This is a genomic window from Alicyclobacillus macrosporangiidus CPP55 (assembly GCF_000702485.1).
GTDB classification, from domain to species: Bacteria; Bacillota; Bacilli; order Alicyclobacillales; family Alicyclobacillaceae; genus Alicyclobacillus_H; species Alicyclobacillus_H macrosporangiidus_B.
This window is the reverse complement of the sequence record NZ_JNIL01000001.1, coordinates 677,822-694,190: the sequence shown is the minus strand read 5'-3', so window position 1 is coordinate 694,190 and position 16,369 is coordinate 677,822. Positions and strand designations below refer to the sequence as shown.

The 16,369-nt window shown below is 64.8% G+C and carries 18 protein-coding genes; 16 read left to right on the top strand and 2 right to left on the bottom strand.

The genetic code is table 11. From position 1 onward, the window contains the following. Positions 1–89: 89 nt before the first annotated feature. A complete protein-coding gene (gene spoVM / locus N687_RS25385; RefSeq protein ID WP_035462041.1) occupies positions 90–170 on the top strand; it encodes a stage V sporulation protein SpoVM in 81 nt (26 codons plus the stop codon). A gap of 94 nt (positions 171–264) precedes the next feature. Here spoVM and rpmB read toward each other — a convergent pair whose 3' ends face one another. Beyond that, positions 265–456, bottom strand: a complete 192-nt coding sequence (rpmB, locus tag N687_RS0103670; RefSeq protein ID WP_029420566.1) for a 50S ribosomal protein L28 — start codon at positions 454–456, stop codon at positions 265–267. Positions 457–609: 153 nt separating this feature from the next. Here rpmB and N687_RS0103665 point away from each other — a divergent pair, with 153 nt between their 5' ends. From N687_RS0103665 to N687_RS0103640, 5 genes are all read left to right on the top strand, one after another. After that, positions 610–975, top strand: a complete 366-nt coding sequence (locus N687_RS0103665) for an Asp23/Gls24 family envelope stress response protein (protein WP_029420565.1) — start codon at positions 610–612, stop codon at positions 973–975. Positions 976–984: 9 nt separating this feature from the next. Beyond that, positions 985–2,667: a DAK2 domain-containing protein gene (locus N687_RS0103660; protein ID WP_029420564.1), complete on the top strand. Its 1,683-nt coding sequence runs from the start codon at positions 985–987 to the stop codon at positions 2,665–2,667. Between the two features lie 7 nt (positions 2,668–2,674). Then, positions 2,675–4,720: an ATP-dependent DNA helicase RecG gene (gene recG, locus N687_RS0103655; RefSeq protein ID WP_029420563.1), complete on the top strand. Its 2,046-nt coding sequence runs from the start codon at positions 2,675–2,677 to the stop codon at positions 4,718–4,720. A gap of 77 nt (positions 4,721–4,797) precedes the next feature. After that, positions 4,798–5,625, top strand: coding sequence for an archaetidylserine decarboxylase (asd, locus tag N687_RS0103650; RefSeq protein ID WP_029420562.1), 828 nt, complete (start codon positions 4,798–4,800; stop codon positions 5,623–5,625). A 386-nt stretch (positions 5,626–6,011) separates the two neighbouring features. Continuing rightward, positions 6,012–7,160: an NAD-dependent epimerase/dehydratase family protein gene (locus N687_RS0103640; protein ID WP_029420561.1), complete on the top strand. Its 1,149-nt coding sequence runs from the start codon at positions 6,012–6,014 to the stop codon at positions 7,158–7,160. Positions 7,161–7,207: 47 nt separating this feature from the next. On the opposite strand, the gene N687_RS0103635 is transcribed toward N687_RS0103640, so the two are convergent. Further along, positions 7,208–8,605 carry an amidase gene (locus N687_RS0103635; RefSeq protein WP_029420560.1) on the bottom strand — a complete coding sequence of 466 codons (1,398 nt, stop codon included), beginning with the start codon at positions 8,603–8,605 and terminating at the stop codon, positions 7,208–7,210. 323 nt (positions 8,606–8,928) lie between these two features. On the opposite strand from N687_RS0103635, the gene rsmD reads away from it, so the two are divergent. The 10 genes from rsmD to fabG all read left to right on the top strand — a co-directional run bounded on the left by rsmD (position 8,929) and on the right by fabG (position 16,340). Continuing rightward, positions 8,929–9,537: a 16S rRNA (guanine(966)-N(2))-methyltransferase RsmD gene (gene rsmD / locus N687_RS0103630; protein WP_029420559.1), complete on the top strand. Its 609-nt coding sequence runs from the start codon at positions 8,929–8,931 to the stop codon at positions 9,535–9,537. Further along, positions 9,534–10,025 (top strand): pantetheine-phosphate adenylyltransferase, encoded by a 492-nt coding sequence (gene coaD / locus N687_RS0103625; protein ID WP_029420558.1) that lies wholly within the window; start codon positions 9,534–9,536, stop codon positions 10,023–10,025. Before rsmD ends, coaD begins: the two co-directional genes overlap by 4 nt. 90 nt (positions 10,026–10,115) lie before the next feature. Further along, positions 10,116–10,901 (top strand): patatin-like phospholipase family protein, encoded by a 786-nt coding sequence (locus N687_RS0103620; protein ID WP_029420557.1) that lies wholly within the window; start codon positions 10,116–10,118, stop codon positions 10,899–10,901. Positions 10,902–10,965: 64 nt separating this feature from the next. Then, positions 10,966–11,469, top strand: a complete 504-nt coding sequence (locus N687_RS0103615) for a YceD family protein (protein ID WP_029420556.1) — start codon at positions 10,966–10,968, stop codon at positions 11,467–11,469. A gap of 46 nt (positions 11,470–11,515) precedes the next feature. Further along, the gene (gene rpmF, locus N687_RS0103610; protein ID WP_029420555.1) at positions 11,516–11,692 is read left to right on the top strand and encodes a 50S ribosomal protein L32; all 177 of its coding nucleotides are present in this window, start codon (positions 11,516–11,518) and stop codon (positions 11,690–11,692) included. Between the two features lie 296 nt (positions 11,693–11,988). Beyond that, positions 11,989–12,573 (top strand): transcription factor FapR, encoded by a 585-nt coding sequence (fapR, locus tag N687_RS0103605; protein ID WP_029420554.1) that lies wholly within the window; start codon positions 11,989–11,991, stop codon positions 12,571–12,573. Next, on the top strand, positions 12,570–13,589 hold the full coding sequence (gene plsX, locus N687_RS0103600; RefSeq protein ID WP_029420553.1) for a phosphate acyltransferase PlsX: 1,020 nt from the start codon (positions 12,570–12,572) through the stop codon (positions 13,587–13,589). Before fapR ends, plsX begins: the two co-directional genes overlap by 4 nt. Next, the gene (locus tag N687_RS0103595; RefSeq protein ID WP_029420552.1) at positions 13,586–14,575 is read left to right on the top strand and encodes a beta-ketoacyl-ACP synthase III; all 990 of its coding nucleotides are present in this window, start codon (positions 13,586–13,588) and stop codon (positions 14,573–14,575) included. Before plsX ends, N687_RS0103595 begins: the two co-directional genes overlap by 4 nt. A gap of 22 nt (positions 14,576–14,597) precedes the next feature. Next, on the top strand, positions 14,598–15,539 hold the full coding sequence (fabD, locus tag N687_RS0103590; RefSeq protein ID WP_029420551.1) for an ACP S-malonyltransferase: 942 nt from the start codon (positions 14,598–14,600) through the stop codon (positions 15,537–15,539). 63 nt (positions 15,540–15,602) lie between these two features. Then, a complete protein-coding gene (fabG, locus tag N687_RS0103585) occupies positions 15,603–16,340 on the top strand; it encodes a 3-oxoacyl-[acyl-carrier-protein] reductase (protein ID WP_029420550.1) in 738 nt (245 codons plus the stop codon). The last annotated feature ends 29 nt before the right edge of the window (positions 16,341–16,369 follow it).

Sequence of the window (16,369 nt, the reverse complement as noted above, 5' to 3'; positions counted from 1 at the left end):
CACATCCAAGCGTGGGCAGAATATATATAGTTAGCGATCTGGTACGCCCATGACGGTGTTCAGCGGTAAAAACAAGGAGGGACGGCGGGGTGAAATTCTATACAATCAAATTGCCCAGGTTCGTGGGCGGCATCGTCAAGGCCTTCATCGGGGTATTCTCCAAGGACTGAACGGGCGGCGCCAAGGTTCGGTGGATGTTGGTCGAAACACGACAAGGGGCTGATCTCCCGCTGGCGGGGATCAGCCCCTACGTTTTCGAACCCCTCAAACCGCGCGCTGCACCTTGCCTGCTTTGAGGCAACGCGTGCACACCTTCATCCGTTTCACGGTGCCGCCCACGTTCACGCGCACCGATTGAAGGTTCGGGAGCCAGCGACGCTTGGTCTTGTTCTCCGCGTGGCTGACCAAGTTTCCGCTCTGAGGCTGCTTGCCGCAAATCTCACACCGTTTCGCCATGTTCCGCACCTCCCCGTGGCCAACGCCTGCAATTGTAACACAAGCCGCTTCTCGCACGCAATGGCTCGCAATCACTGGTGGGCCGTGCAAGGCGGTGCCGGATTGTGTGATATAGTACAATTGCACAAAGGTAGGATGCAGGAGGGGTTCCGCATGCCGAAGACCATCCACACGGAGTACGGCACCATCAGCATCGCCGAGGACGTCATCGCGACCGTGGCGGGACTCGCGGCCATGGATTGCTATGGTCTGGTGGGCATGGCGTCCCGGAAGCAGGTCAAGGACAGCCTGAGTGAACTTCTGGGCCGGGACAATCCGGGGCGCGGCGTGGAGGTCCGCATCTCGGGGGAAGACGTGCAGGTGGATCTGTACATCGTGGTCAGCTATGGTGTGAACATCTACGAGGTGGCGCAAAACGTCCGCGATAAAGTCCGATATGTGTTGAACGAATCGATCGGCATCGCCGTCGACCGGGTGAACATCTTTGTCCAGGGTGTGCGCGTCGCCGCGGAACGCTAGGAGGTTTTCATGACGACTGTCCGCTCTCATCTGGACGGTGCCGCTTTCGTGCAGATGATCCGCGCGGGGCACGCGCGGCTAAAGGCGATGGTGGATGCCGTCAATGCTTTAAACGTCTTCCCAGTGCCGGATGGCGACACCGGCACCAACATGGAATTGTCCCTCGCCGCCGGTATGGAGAGCCTCGACCGGTTGACGAACCCGACCCTGGCGCAGGCGGCATCCGCGCTGGCCTCCGGTCTCCTGATGGGGGCACGCGGCAATTCGGGCGTCATTTTGTCCCAACTGTTTCGCGGTTTTGCCAAAGTGGCGGCCGATATCGAGGTCTTGGACGCGCACGCGTTCGCCCGGGCGTTGCACGAAGGCGCCCAGATCGCCTATCGCGCGGTGGCCAAGCCGGTCGAGGGCACGATGCTCTCCGTCGCGCGCGAGGCGGCCGCGGTTGGCTTGCGGGAAGCGAAGCGGAACCCCCCTTTACCGGAGTGGATGCACAAGGTCCTCCGCGCCGCTGAAGACGCCCTCGCCAAGACGCCCGACCAGCTGCCGGTGCTCAAGCAGGCCGGTGTCGTCGATTCCGGCGGGCAGGGGCTGGTGTATATTTTCGAAGGGTTCGACCGTTGGTTGCGCGGGGAAGAGGAGCCCCATGGGGAGGCAGCGGAACGCGCCGCGACGGCCGCGCCGGAGGGCCCCCTCGCCCTGGATTTTGCTGCGGCGCACGTGGCCGCCGAAGGGGAGTTCGGGTACTGCACCGAGGTGTTGGTGCGCACCCGGGACGCGGAACGAGCCGAGTCGACCCTCCGCGCTGCCCTCTCCGTGTACGGAAACTCGCTGCTGGTCGTGTCCGCCGGGGATCTGGTGAAGGTGCACGTGCACACGCTTCATCCCGGGCGCGTGCTGGAAGACGCCTTGGCGCACGGGGATTTGGTGAAGGTGAAGGTCGACAACATGACGGAGCAGCACGCGCAGATCCGGGCGCAGGCTGGCGGCGGTGGTGCACAGCCGAATCCGCCGTCGCCTCCCGCCCGAACGGCGGCGCGCAAATCGACCGCGATCGTGGCTGTCGTGGCCGGCGACGGGCTGCGCGAAGTGTTCACCAGCCTCGGTGTGGACGCTCTGGTGGCCGGAGGTCAGACGATGAACCCGAGCACGCAGGAGATCCTCGCCGCGGTGGAGACGGCTCCCGGAGAGCGTGTAATTGTGCTGCCGAACAACAAGAACGTGGTGTTGGCCGCAGAGCAGGCGCGGGAGGTGGCGGGCGATCGCTTGATCGTCGTGCCGACGACGACGGTGCCCCAGGGCATTGCGGCGATGATGGCATTCTTGCCGGCGGCCGAAACGAAAGAGAACGTCTTCCGGATGACGAAGGCCATCGCGGAGGTGCGGTCGGGATCGGTCGTCCGCGCAGCGCGCGACACGGTGTATCAGGGCCGGGAAGTGAAGGAAAACGAATATCTCGGCATGGTGGATCAAGATCTGGTGTGCGTGGCCGGCGATCGGGAAAAGGCTTTTCTCGAGGTGGTGGCGGCCCTGTGCCAGGAGGGTGCGGAATTGGTGACGGTTTTCTACGGCGAGAGCGTCGAGGCGCCGGAAGTGAAGCGGTTGGCCGAGTCGGTGGAGGAGCGCTTCGGCATCGAGATGGAGGCGCGCGCCGGGGGCCAGCCGGTATACGATTACATTCTATCGGTGGAGTAAGTCCGCGATGCTGGATTCGCTACCGGTGACATGGGTGGCGGGCGTCGGGCAGGCGAAGGCCAAGGCACTGCAGGATCTGGGTATCGTGACCGTGGGCGACCTGTTGCATCACTTTCCCGTCCGGTATGAGGACCGGCGGATTTTGACCCTGGAAGCGCAGGCGTCCTCCGATAAGGTCACCGTCCGCGCCGTGGTCGAAGGGATGGCGACGGTGCGGTGGCAGAACCGGCGGTCGCTCCTGCGGGCGCGCCTGCTCGTCGACGGGCGCCACCGCGTGACCGGGCTGTGGTTCAACCAGCCCTACCTGAAAGAAAAATTGACCGACGGGCGCGTGGTGATTGTCAGCGGGAAGTTCGACCCCGCACGGCGGACGCTCGTCGTGTCGCACACCGATTTCGGCTCGGGGGACTCAGGCCGATACGGGCGATGGGCGCCGGTGTACCGGGCGTCGCAGGCCATCTCCTCTGCTCAGCTGCAGACCCTCATCGAACGGGCGATGGAACAGTACGACGATCAGGTCGAGGAGCTGTTGCCGCAAGCCTTAACACAGCGCTACCGGCTGTGCACCCATGCCCAGGCGCTGCGCTGGATGCACCGTCCGGACGGGGAGGAAGCCCTGAAGCAGGCGCGCCGTCGTCTGGTGTTCGAGGAGTTTCTCTGTTTCCAATTGCAGCTTCAGTGGACGCGCTACAGGCGCGAAGGCAACACGGACGGAACGGGGAGAGATGTCCCGGAGGACGCTTTCCGCGTCTTTGAAAACAGCCTTCCGCATCCCCTGACGGCGGCTCAGCGCCGCGTCTGTCTGCAAATTCTCGATCGCCTGCAGCGGCCGTCGCCGATGAACCTGTTGGTCCAGGGGGACGTGGGGTCGGGCAAGACCTGGGTGGCTCTGTGGGCGGTTTACGCCATGGCGCGAGCGGGCGGGCAGTCCGCCCTGATGGCGCCCACGGAGATCCTCGCGGAGCAGCATTTTCGTGAGGCGGTCGCCCGATTGGAACCTCTCGGGTTGCGGGTGGGTCTCGTGACCGGGAGCACCCCGAACAAGGTTCGCCAGGAACGGGTGGCGCAGTTGGCCCGCGGCGAGATGGACCTGGTGGTCGGAACGCACGCGCTGTTGACAGGCGACGTACAGTTTCGCGACTTGGGACTCGTGATCACGGACGAACAGCACCGCTTTGGCGTGCAGCAGCGAGCGGGACTGCGGCAGAAGGGGGGGCGGCCCGACGTTCTGTTGCTGTCGGCAACCCCCATTCCTCGCACGCTCGCCATGGCGATCTACGGAGATATCGACGTGGGTGTGCTGGACGAATTGCCCGCGGGCCGAAAACCCATTGTCACCCGATGGCTGCCGCTGGCCCAGGAGGACCGCGCCATCCGTCTCGTACGGCGGGAATTGGCGGCGGGGCGGCGGGCGTACGTCGTGGCGCCACTCGTCGAAGACTCGGAACAGCTCGGGGATGTCGCTTCGGCCACGCAACTGGCCTCCCGCCTCTCTGACGCCTTCGCTGGGTATTCGGTCGGACTGCTGCACGGACGGATGTCGAGCCGGGACAAGGACGAAGTCATGCGGGCCTTCGTCGATGGGCGCCTGCAGGTGTTGATCAGCACGACCGTCATCGAGGTCGGCATCCACGTCCCCGAGGCCACGGTGATGATGGTGTACCACGCGGAGCGGTTCGGACTCGCGCAGCTCCACCAGCTGCGCGGACGGGTCGGGCGCGGCCGGTGGCAGAGCTACTGCATCCTGTTGTCGGATGCCGAAGGGGAGATGGCCAGGCGGCGGCTCGAGACGCTGGTGGAGACCCAGGACGGCTTCGTGATCGCCGAACGCGATCTGGAACTGCGCGGCCCAGGCGAACTGTTCGGCGTCCGGCAGAGCGGGTTGCCGGAGTTTATGGTGGGCGATCTGACACGGGACTTCCGCGTCATGGAGGTGGCCCGGGACGAGGCGGTACGGGCCATGGAGAGCGGGGACTTTTGGCTGTTGCCGTCTTGGCGTCCCCTGCGCGAACACCTGCAGCGCCAGATGCAGGCCGCCCCTGTCCGCGACTGACCGGCGGGCCGCGATATGGACTTTGGCTGTCCCGTCGCGCATAATCAAGGATTAAGATGGCGAAGACGGGGTGGAGCATGAGACGGGCACTCGCGAGATGGACCCTTGGCGCGCTGCCGAAGCGCACCCTGACGGCGTGCGTCGGGCGGGTGTCACGCAGCAGATGGAGCCGGCATTTGATCCCGTTGTACATCCGGTACTACGGGATCGATTGCAGGGATCTGGAGCGCCCGCCACAGACGTACGACAACCTGCTGGAATTTTTTTGCCGCCGACTGAAGAGCGGGGCGCGTCCTGTCGCTGGGGAGGGCATCGTCTCTCCGGTGGACGGGACGGTCAGCTGCCTCGGCCGAATCCGGGAAGGCAGCCTGCTGCAGGTCAAAGGATGTACGTATACGTTGGCGGCATTGCTCGGGGATGCACAGGATGCCGAACAGTTTCAGGGCGGGGATTACATCACGCTCTACCTGAGTCCCCGCGACTATCACCGCGTCCACATGCCGCTGCCGGGCGTCATCCAGGGTTGGCGCTACATCCCGGGCAACCTGTATCCGGTCAACCCGGCCGGGGTCCGCAGCATTCCGGGGTTGTTCACCAAGAACGAGCGGTTGATCACGTATGTGCACACGGCCATCGGGCGGTTTGTGGTCGTGAAAGTCGGCGCCACCATCGTCGGCAGCATCCGAACCCGATATGGCCCGGGATACCGTGGGCCCGTCCAGCGGAGAACGCTCCGCGTGGAGAGCGGATCCGCCTCGCTGCGATTGGACCGCGGGGAGGAGATGGGCCGGTTTGAACTGGGTTCGACGGTGATCTTGGTGTTCGAACCCGGGATGGTGGGTGCATTTCGGGTTCACCCAGGCCAATGGGTCCGCATGGGCCAAGTGATCGCCACCACGGTGTGAACACCGGTCGCATGGCGATGGTTGCGCACCTTGGCCGGTCTCTGGCCCGTCCACAGCATCACGGGCCTCCATCGCGGGCGGTGCTATGGCCGCCAGTATAGGAAGGGAAAGGATGGGCATCCTAATGCCGAGGTGGTGGGCATGAGACCTGTCCGGGCCGTGTTGCGATGGTGCGGAAAGGGCCTGCGCGCCTACTGGGCGTGGATGGTCAAGGCCAGCGAACAGATGGGAGATCATTACGGACCGTGGTGAGCGGCCGGGGCCGCGCTCCCGAACCGGGGGCGTGGCTTTATTTATGTCAACTTGCTGGATGGGCGGAAAACCTGTAGAGTAGAAGTGTTAGAATGCGCTTTTTTGCGCACTGACCAGTGATGGGGTGACGATGCATGAGAATTTTGATCGCCGGGGGCGACGGGTTCTGTGGGTGGCCGACCGCGCTCTATTTTTCGGAACGCGGACACGAGGTGGCGATTGCGGATAGCATGATCCGCCGCAAATGGGACGAGGAACTGGGAACTCAATCGCTCACGCCGATTGCTTCGCTAGAAGAACGGGTACGGGCCTGGAAGGAGATTACCGGAAAAGACATCCGGGTGTTCGTCGGAGACTTGACCCATTATGATTTTGTGGAAAGTGTCTTCCGGCAGTTTGAGCCGGAGGCCATTGTGCACTATGCGGAGCAACGGTCGGCGCCGTATTCCATGATCGATCGCGAACACGCCGTGTTCACCCAAGTGAACAACGTGGTCGGCACACTCAACGTATTGTATGCCATCAAGGAGATTGCGCCGGAGTGCCATCTCATCAAACTCGGGACGATGGGGGAGTACGGGACTCCGAACATCGATATCGAGGAAGGATACATACGCATTCAGCACAAGGGGCGGGAGGACGTCCTGCCGTATCCAAAACAGCCGTTTTCGTTCTATCACCTGTCGAAAGTCCACGACAGCCACAACATCATGTTTGCCTGCAAGGCGTGGGGCATTCGCGCCACCGATCTAAACCAGGGCGTCGTCTACGGTCTGTGGACGGAGGAGACCAAGCGAGATGAGCGCTTGTACAACCGGATCGACTACGACGGGGTGTTTGGGACCGCGCTGAACCGCTTCTGCATCCAGGCGGCGGTGGGATACGACCTGACGGTGTACGGCAAGGGCGGACAGACGCGCGGATTCCTCGACATCCGGGACACCCTGCAGTGCGTGGAACTGGCCGCTCTGCACCCGGCCGATCGCGGCGAGTTCCGCGTGTTCAACCAGTTCACGGAGCAGTTCTCCGTGCTGGAGTTGGCGGAGCGGGTACAGCAGGTGGCTCGGACGATGGGCATTGAGGCCAAGATCGCCCACCTCGAGAATCCGCGCGTCGAAAAAGAGGAGCATTATTACAACGCCGTGCACACGAAACTGCTCGACCTCGGCCTGAAGCCGCATCTGTTGTCGGACGACCTCATCCGGGAGTTGATTGAGACCGCCCGCCGCTATCAGGATCGGGTGGACTTTAACGTGATTGCACCGACCGCCAAGTGGCGCTGACCCTGGCGGACGCCCCGCGGCCACCTTCGGACGGCCGCGGGTTTTTTTTACCGGTAATCGGGAGCCACCGGATTCCAGGGCAAGACGGACTCGGCGGCGAGGGCGACGGCCAACAGCTTCATCTCCCCGAAGCGCGGGCCGACCAGCTGCAACCCGACAGGCAATCCGTCTGGCGAAAGACCGCAGGGCAAAGTGATGGCGGGAAGTCCCGTCAAGTTCCACGGGTTCGTGTAGCGGGTGAGGTGTGCGCGGACCAAGACCTCTTGTGCACGGATGTGAGCCTTCTGCTGCCCCACATCGGTCGCCGCGATGGGGGTGGTGGGGGTGGCGATCACGTCGACCTGCGTGAACACCTTTTGCATCTCGGCGGCGAATTGGCGGCGGAAGCGCGTCGCCGCCACCACCTGATGGCCGCGGATCTCATACCCGCTCTCCAGGCGTTTTCGCACGTCTTCCCCGTATTGCTCGGGATGTGCCTTGAGCAGGGCCTCGTGGACGTCGAGCGCTTCGCTGGAGATGATGGCGTTCTGCATCTCGGGAACCTGGTGCGCGCTCGGCAGGTCCACCTCCACGAGGTCGAACCCTTGTTCCTGAAGGGTGCGCAGGGCAGCTTGAACCGTCTGGGCGACGCCGGCGTGGCACTTGTCGAAGAAAAACGACTTCGGAACACCGACGCGGGCTCGCGGCTTCGGCTGCACCTGGTGATACGCGCGGGGCGGGATGCGCACCGTCGTGGAGTCATGCGGATCGGGCCCTGCCAGGACGGACAGGAGGAGGGCAGCGTCCAGGACGGATTTTGCCATGGGCCCGACGTGATCGAGCGAGTCGGCGAGCGGGAACACGCCCGCCTTGCTGACCAGGCCGTAGGTGGGTTTTAGGCCGACGTGGCCGCACAGTGCGGCCGGGATGCGGATGCTGCCGCCGGTGTCCGTGCCGAGGGCGGCCATGGCCAGCCCGGCCGCGATGGCCACGCCGCTTCCACCGCTCGAGCCGCCCGGGATCTTGGCGCGGTTCCACGGGTTGCGGGCGCGACCGTAATGCGGATTTTCGTTCGTGGTGCCGTACGCGTACTCGTGCAGGTTCGCTTTGCCGATCACGATGGCGCCGGCCGCCCGCAGGCGCGTGACGGCGGTGGCGGTGCGGGACGGGCGTCGCCCGGCGAAGTGCAGCCCGCCGTAGGTGGTGGGCATGTCCTCGGTGTCCATGAGGTCCTTGACGGCCACAGGGACGCCCGCCAGGGGGCCCACAGGCTGCCCCTGTGCCAACCGTTTGTCGATTTGACGGGCCTCTTCCACCGCCGTTTCTGAGACGTGGATGTACGCGTGCAGTGCGGGATCAAACTGGCGGATGCGGGCCAGGGTGTCACGCACCGCTTCTTCCGCGGAGATGTCCCGCTTGGCGAGGTGCTGTTGGTACTCGGAAATGGTCCACAGGTGGGGGTTCATACGCAGACGCCTCCTTCTCCCATGCGGAAATTATACAATTCCGAACGCAGAAAACCCACGCCCGGGTACGCGTGGGTTCTGCCGCCAACCCCGGCCAGCGGCCGGGGTCAGCGAGTCTGGGAGAGGAGAAACCGGAGGAAGTGCTTATGGGGAACTAAGCCTTCACCCGCGGTTGCCTACAACAGCAGATGCCGTTGTTGTCTACAGCGTTTCCAGTTTGCGGAGGATTATACATGCGTACCGCACCGGCGGAAAAATTTTTTCTCAGGCGCCCGTGTGGTACAGTGAAGACGATCCGATCCGGTGAGCGAGGCGGGGTGGATATGCGCATCATTGCGGGACGGTGGCGCGGCGCCCGTTTGGTCGCCCCGGCCGGGGAGGTGGCGCGGCCGACGACCGACCGGGTCAAGGAGTCCCTGTTCAATCTGATGGGGTGGTCGTGGGAAGGCGGGATCGCGGTCGATCTGTTCGCCGGCTCGGGATCTCTGGGCTTGGAGGCATTGAGCCGGGGGGCGGATCACGCCGTGTTGGTCGACACACACCCCAGGTCGCTCGCCGCTGTGCGGGAAAACGTACGCCGGCTGCACGCCGAGGAACTCTGCTCCGTTTGGCGGATGGACTGGGCGCAGGCCTGGGACCGCCTGGAGCGTCTCGGGTGGGCCGCGGGGTGGGTGTTCGTCGATCCGCCGTATCGCCTGGGCCTGTGGCCCCGGGTCCTGTCGGTCCTTGCGGACAGCCCGGTGCCTATCCGGTTCGGCGTGGCGTGTGAACACCCGTGCAGTGTGGATCTGCCGGACGCGGTCGGAAGGCTTCGGCGGGTGAAGCGGCGAGCGTATGGGGACATCGCCATTTCGTTGTACCAACACCATGCGCCGTCCGGTCCGGATGCAGAAGATACCGACTCGGCGGGAAAGGGGGCGCGGATCGGATGACCCGCGCGGTGTTTCCTGGCAGTTTCGATCCGATGACGAACGGTCACCTGGAGATCTTGGGCCGGGTGGCGCCTCTGTTCGAGGAGGTGCGCGTCGCGGTCTTGAACAACCCGGACAAACGGCCGCTGTTTTCGGTGGAGGAACGGATGGCGCTGATGCGCGAAGTGGTCCGGCCCTGGCCGAACGTCCGGGTGGACGCGTTCTCGGGTCTCCTGGTGGACTACGTCCGCCGGGAGGGGGCGGATGTGATTCTGCGCGGACTCCGCAGCGCCATGGACTTTGAGGCGGAGATGCAGATGGCGCTGATGAACCGCCATCTTTACGGCGGGGCCGTGACGCTCTTCGTCCCCACGGCGCCGGAGTACGCCTTTGTCAGCTCGTCGCTCGTCAAACAGGTGGCAGCGGGCGGCGGTGCCTTGGAGGGGCTGGTGCCGCCGCCGGTGGCATCTGCCTTGACGGAAAAATTCCAGACCCGCGGGCGGGAATAAGGAACGGGGGAAGGCGTACGCTGTGAAGCGACTCCGCCCGCGGAGGATCCCCCGTTCGACGCAGGCGTGCACGGATGAGGTGAGGGGACCTTGGCGGACACGGTGATTGGCTTGGCGCTCGGTTCCGGGGGGGCCAAGGGATTCGCGCATATTGGCGTGCTCCGGGCGTTGGAGGAACACGAGATCCCCATTCACGTGGTGACCGGCAGCAGTATGGGCAGCCTCGTCGGTGCGCTGTATGTGACGGGGATGCGGCCGCAGTTCATGGAGCGGCTGGCTGCCTCTCTGCACATGCGCCACTGGCTCGACCTGGTGGTCCCGAAGGTGGGCCTCGTTGCTGGGGAGAAGGTGCACGAGATGCTGCGGCTGTTGACGCACAACGCCACCTTTGAGGAACTCGAACGGCCGTTTGCCTGCGTGGCGACCGACCTGCTCCACCGTCGGAAGGTCATCCTGAATACGGGGAACGTGGCGGACGCGGTCCGCGCGAGCATCTCTATCCCCGGCGTGTTCGTGCCCGTCGTGACCGAGGAAGGGGTGCTGGTCGACGGGGGCGTGCTCGACCGGGTGCCTGTGGCGGCGGCGCGCCAGTTGGGCGCCGATGTGGTGATCGGCGTAGACGTCAGCGCGGCGCACCGGGCGCGCGTGCCGGAAACGGTGTTGGACGTCGTCACGATGTCCATCGACGTGATGCAGGAATACTCATTGAGGGCGCCGGACAACGTTCCTGACGTGGCCATTGAACCGGACGTGTCGGATATCGGGACTTCCCAGTTTCACCGCAGTGCGGAGGCGGCGGCCGCGGGCTATGCGGCGGCGGTGGCGTCCATACCCAAGATCCGAGCGGCCCTCGACGCGGCCAAGAACGCCTCGTAACTTGGATTGACAGCCTACATCGAGTGACGCTATACTGAAATCCGTTGTCGACAGGGTGATGGACATGGAGCTGCATGTGACCGACCTCCGTCAGGCCGGACGGCCGGTGAAGTTGCACGAGGATGTGGAGTTGCCGCGGATCGTGGAAGAGAACCCGCAGGTTGCCGGGATGGATCCGGTGCACTGCGACCTGGAGGCGGAGGCGGCACAGCACACGAGCCACGTGCACGGTCTCCTGAGCACACGCGTGACATACGACTGCTCGCGTTGCTTGGAGCCGTTCGTGCGCGGGCTGACGACCCGGTTCGACGAGTTGTTCACGGACAATCCGGATGAGGTGGACGAGGATCACCACCTGTCGGGAGACACCATCGAGCTGGATCCGTACATCGAACAGGCCATCAACCTGGAGCTGGACGTCTATCCGGTGTGTTCGGAGGCGTGCAAGGGCCTGTGCCCGGTGTGCGGGGCGAACCTCAACCTGGGCGAGTGCGGATGCGACCGCAGGCCGGTGGATCCGCGGTTGGACGTGTTGAAGGACTTGTTTTCCGACGACGGGTCCAAGTAAGATTGTGGGTGGTCGCCGCGACGACCACGTCGAGGAGGTGTTCGAAGTGGCCGTACAGCAACACCGGGTGTCGAAGACCCGCAAGCGCCTGCGCCGCACGCACTTCAAGCTGGAGCTGCCGGGCATGGTGACGTGCCCGCAGTGCGGGGCGTACAAATTGCCGCATCACGCGTGCCGCAACTGCGGTTCCTACAAGGGCCGCACTGTCTTGAAAGTGAAGTGAATCAAGGGGAAAGCCGGTGGAAACCGGCTTTTTTTCATTATGCTGCGTGGGCGTTCGTGCTGACGCACGAACTACTCCGTTTGTGCTGCGCAAGACACTTCGTGAAACGCCCACGCAGCCAGACAAGAGTGGGGGGCGCGGCACGGAGCGGCTTGCGAAGCACAAGCGGAGCGCTGCGCACCCCACTAGCAGAAGTGCCCCGTCCTGGCGAAACGCCCGGCCATAGAGTATAATTATGATGAGGTTTTAATACTTGGTGATAAACCCTTCTGGGGATCACCGGTGGGGGATGAACGCTGAAGAAGTCGGAACGCCGGGCGGCGTTGGTGCAGAAGATCCGCGAAGACCCGTTTGCGACGGACGAGCAGCTGGCGGAACATTTTCAGGTCAGCGTGGCCACCATCCGGTTGGACCGCGCTGCGTTGCACATCCCGGAGGTGCGCGAGCGCATACGCCGGATGGCCACCCGCCAATTGGACGCGCTCCGTTCACTGGAACGCCAGGAAGTGGTGGGCGACATTCAGGAACTCGTGTTGGGGCGGTACGCCACCTCGGTGTTCCAGGTGTCACGGGAGCATGTGTTCGCACGGACGGGCATCATGCGGGGGCACCATCTGTTTGCCCAAGTCAACTCCTTGGCCACGGCGGTGGTCGACGCGGACGTGGTCGTGACCGCGAAGGCGGAGTTGCGATTCCACCGTCCGGTCCGGTTGGGTGAGTGGCTGCACAGCCGCGTCGACGTCGTGGCGCAGCGCGCGGGCTTGAGCAAGTGCCAGGCGGTCACGTACGCAGGCGGAGACCGGGTGTTGGAAGGCGTGATCTGGGCCAAAGCGGTGCGGATCGATGCAAGCGCGCCGTGGGATGAAGGGGTGGACGTGTGAGAATCGCGATTGACGTCATGGGCGGCGACCTGGCACCGGCCGCGCCCGTCCAGGGCGTGTTGGCGACCGCATCCGAACTGCCGGATGTCTCGTTCGTCCTCGTGGGAGACGAAGGCAAGATACGCGCCGTCGCGGACGGGCCATGGCCTCGTCAGGTGACGGTGCTGCACACCGACATCGTGATCGACATGGACGAGGAACCGGCGCGCGCCGTACGGCGGAAACCGGATTCATCGCTGGTGACCGCCGCGCGCCTGGTTCGCGATGGAGAGGCGGACGCGATGGTGTCGGCGGGCAGCACCGGGGCACTGGTGGCCGCCGGACTGTTGGTCGTCGGCCGTCTGCCGGGCATCCACCGGCCGGCGTTGGCGCCCGTCCTCCCGACGTTTTCCGGAAACGGCGTGATGCTCGTCGACGCCGGCGCGACCATGGACGCTGACAGCAACAATCTGGTGCAGTTCGCGGTGATGGCGAGCCTGTATTCACAGCATGTGCTCGGGATCGCCCAACCCAGGGTGGGGCTGCTCAACGTGGGTACCGAGGCGGGCAAGGGAAACGCGCTCTGCAAAGAGGCGTATGGCCGATTGGCGGCGTCGGGGTTGAACTTCAGGGGCAACGTCGAGGCTCGCGAATTGCTCAGCGGCGCCGTAGACGTGGTGGTGTGCGACGGGTTCGTCGGCAATGTCGTGTTGAAGCTGGTCGAAGGAGTGGGCCTTGGCCTCTTCGGCGCGCTCCGCGAGGTATTGACGGCGGGGCTTGCCCAAAAGTTGGCCGGAGCCGTCCTGAAACCGTCCCTCGTCCGCCTGCGGAACCGGTTTGACTACGCGGAGTACGGCGGGGCTCCCTTTCTCGGCGTCGCGGGCGGCTGCATCAAGGCGCATGGCAGCAGCGACGCGCGGGCGTGGCGTTCCGCCCTGCGGCAGGCCGTCCGTTTTGTCGAACAGGACATGGTCCAGAAAATGGCGCAGGGCTTGGCCCATGGGGCTGAGCCGGCGCGGGAGGAGAGCGACAAGTGAACCGACCATACCGAGCGGGGATTCTCGGCACGGGTTCAGCCCTGCCTTCGCGGGTGTTGACAAACCAGGATTTAGAGAAAATGGTTGACACGAGCGATACGTGGATCGTGGAGCGCACGGGTATTCGCGAGAGGCGCATCGCGGAACCTGGGGAAGCGACGTCAGATTACGGGTTACAGGCCTGCCAGCGGGCGTTGGACGCGGCCGGGGTGGCGCCGGAAGAGGTAGGGATGGTGATCTGCGCGACCGTCACCCCCGACATGATGTTTCCGTCCACGGCCAGCTTGATCCAGGACCGCATCGGAGCGGTCCATGCCGGGGCTTTCGACCTGTCGGCGGCTTGTACCGGGTTTCTGTACGCGCTGGCCAATGCCGTCGCCATGGTCGAGAGCGGGATGCAGCGGTATGTACTCGTATGCGCCGCCGACCTGCTGTCTCGCATCACGGACTACCAGGACCGCAGCACGTGCGTGCTGTTCGGAGACGGGGCGGGGGCGGTGTTGATTGGCCGTGTGCCGGAAGACCGCGGCTTCCTCGCCTTCGACCTCGGCTCCGACGGCAGCGGCGGCCGGTTTCTCTACTTGCCGGCCGGTGGCTCGCGCCAACCGGCCAGCGCGGAATCGGTGGCGGCGCGCCAGCACTTCATCAAGATGGAGGGACGGGAGACGTTCAAGTTCGCCGTCAAGGCCATGGCCTCTTCAACGGAGCGGGTGCTGGAGGCCGCGGGCTTGGCGCGGGAGGACATCGACCTGTTGGTGCCCCATCAGGCGAACATCCGCATCATCGATGCGGCGCGAAAGCGATTCGGGTTGGAGGAAGAGAAGGTGGTCGTCACCATCGACCGGTATGGGAACACCTCCGCCTCTTCCATCCCGATTGCGTTGGATGAAGCGGTGCGCAGCGGCCGCGCTCGAGCCGGGCAGCTGGTTGTGATGGTCGGGTTCGGCGGCGGTTTGACGTGGGGAGCCACGGCGGTCCGGCTGTGATATCCCGAGCCGAGGAGGGAATTTGGTGAAACTCGCGTTTGTGTTTCCAGGCCAAGGGGCCCAGTACGTGGGGATGGGCAAAGAATTGTGCGACCGGTATCCGGCCGCGCGCGAGGTGATGGAGACGGCCGACCGGGTGCTTGGCTTTTCCCTCAGCCGCCTGTGTTTTGAGGGGCCCGAAGCGGAGCTGAAACTGACCTATCACACGCAGCCTGCGCTGTTGACCGTCAGTACGGCGGCACACCGGGTGTTTCGGGAGTTGACCGGGATCGATCCCGTGGTCACTGCCGGCCACAGCCTGGGTGAGTACTCGGCATTGGTGGCGGCCGGGGTCCTTCGCTTCGAGGAAGCGGTTCGGCTGGTGCACCTGCGCGGCCGCTGGATGGACGAGGCGGTCCCGGCGGGCCAAGGGGCGATGTCTGCGGTGCTCGGCATGGATGCTGCCGAGCTGGAGGCGGTCTGCCGCGAGGCGTCGGCGCCGGGAGAGCCGGTGGAGGTGGCCAACTTCAACTGCCCCGGCCAGATTGTCATCTCGGGCGCCGCGGCAGCGGTGGCCCGAGCGGGCGAATTGGCCAAGGGGCGCGGGGCCCGGCGCGTCATCCCATTGGAGGTCAGCGGTCCCTTCCACAGCTCGCTCATGAAGCCGGCCGCTGAGCGCCTGGCGCGCGCGCTGGCCGAGGTGACATGGCAGGAGAGCGCCATCCCGGTGATGGCGAACGTCGACGCCGTCGCACGCACGGACGTCGCGGCTCTCCGACAGGCGTTGGAGGTTCAGCTGTATCAGCCCGTGCGGTGGGAGGACGAGGTGCGCGCCATGCTGGAGATGGGCGTCGAGGGCTTTATCGAATTTGGCCCCGGCACGGTGCTCTCCGGATTGATCCGCAAGGTGGATCGCAGGATTCCGGCCTTTCATGTAGAAGATGAAGTTTCGTTGCGCGAGACCATCGCGGCGATTCAGGCCTGAGGGACGGGGTGGAGGCTGAAGGGGCCGGACGCCCCGGGCGGGCCAGACGGAGGAGGTGTACGGGTGCAGGAGAGGGTATCCATCGTCACTGGCGCTTCGCGCGGCATCGGGCGGGCGATCGCCGTCGAGCTGGGCCGTAACGGAGGCCGCGTGGTCGTCAATTGCGTCGGCCGCGTCGAGGAGGCACGGGAGACCGCCCGGTTGATTGAGCAGGAGGGCGGGCGCGCCATCGTCGAACAGGCGGATGTACGTGTTGCATCCGACGCGGAGCGGTTGGTAGAATCAGCGTTGGCTGCCTTTGGCCGGTTGGACGTCGTCGTGAATAACGCGGGCATCACCCGCGACACGCTGCTCCTGCGGATGAAGGACGAGGAGTGGGACGCGGTCCTCGACACCAATCTCAAGGGCGCGTTTCACCTGATCCGCGCGGCGGCCCGGCCGATGATGAAACAGCGCTCCGGGCGCATCATCAACATCACGTCCGTGGTGGGGATCGTCGGCAACGTGGGGCAGGCCAATTACGTCTCGGCGAAAGCGGGGCTGATTGGGTTGACGAAAGCGGCGGCCCGGGAATTGGCGCCGCGGAACATCACCGTCAACGCCGTCGCGCCGGGCTTCATCGAGACGGACATGACGGCGGAGCTCGGCGAGCAGTGGGTGGCCAAAATGAAGGAACAAATCCCGCTCGGGCACGTGGGACAACCCGTGCATGTGGCCAAAGCGGTCGCCTTCTTGGCGTCGCCCGACGCGGCGTACATCACCGGGCAGGTGCTGAATGTCGACGGCGGCATGGCCATGTAGTATACTCGGGAGTGTGGGCTTGTTCGCAG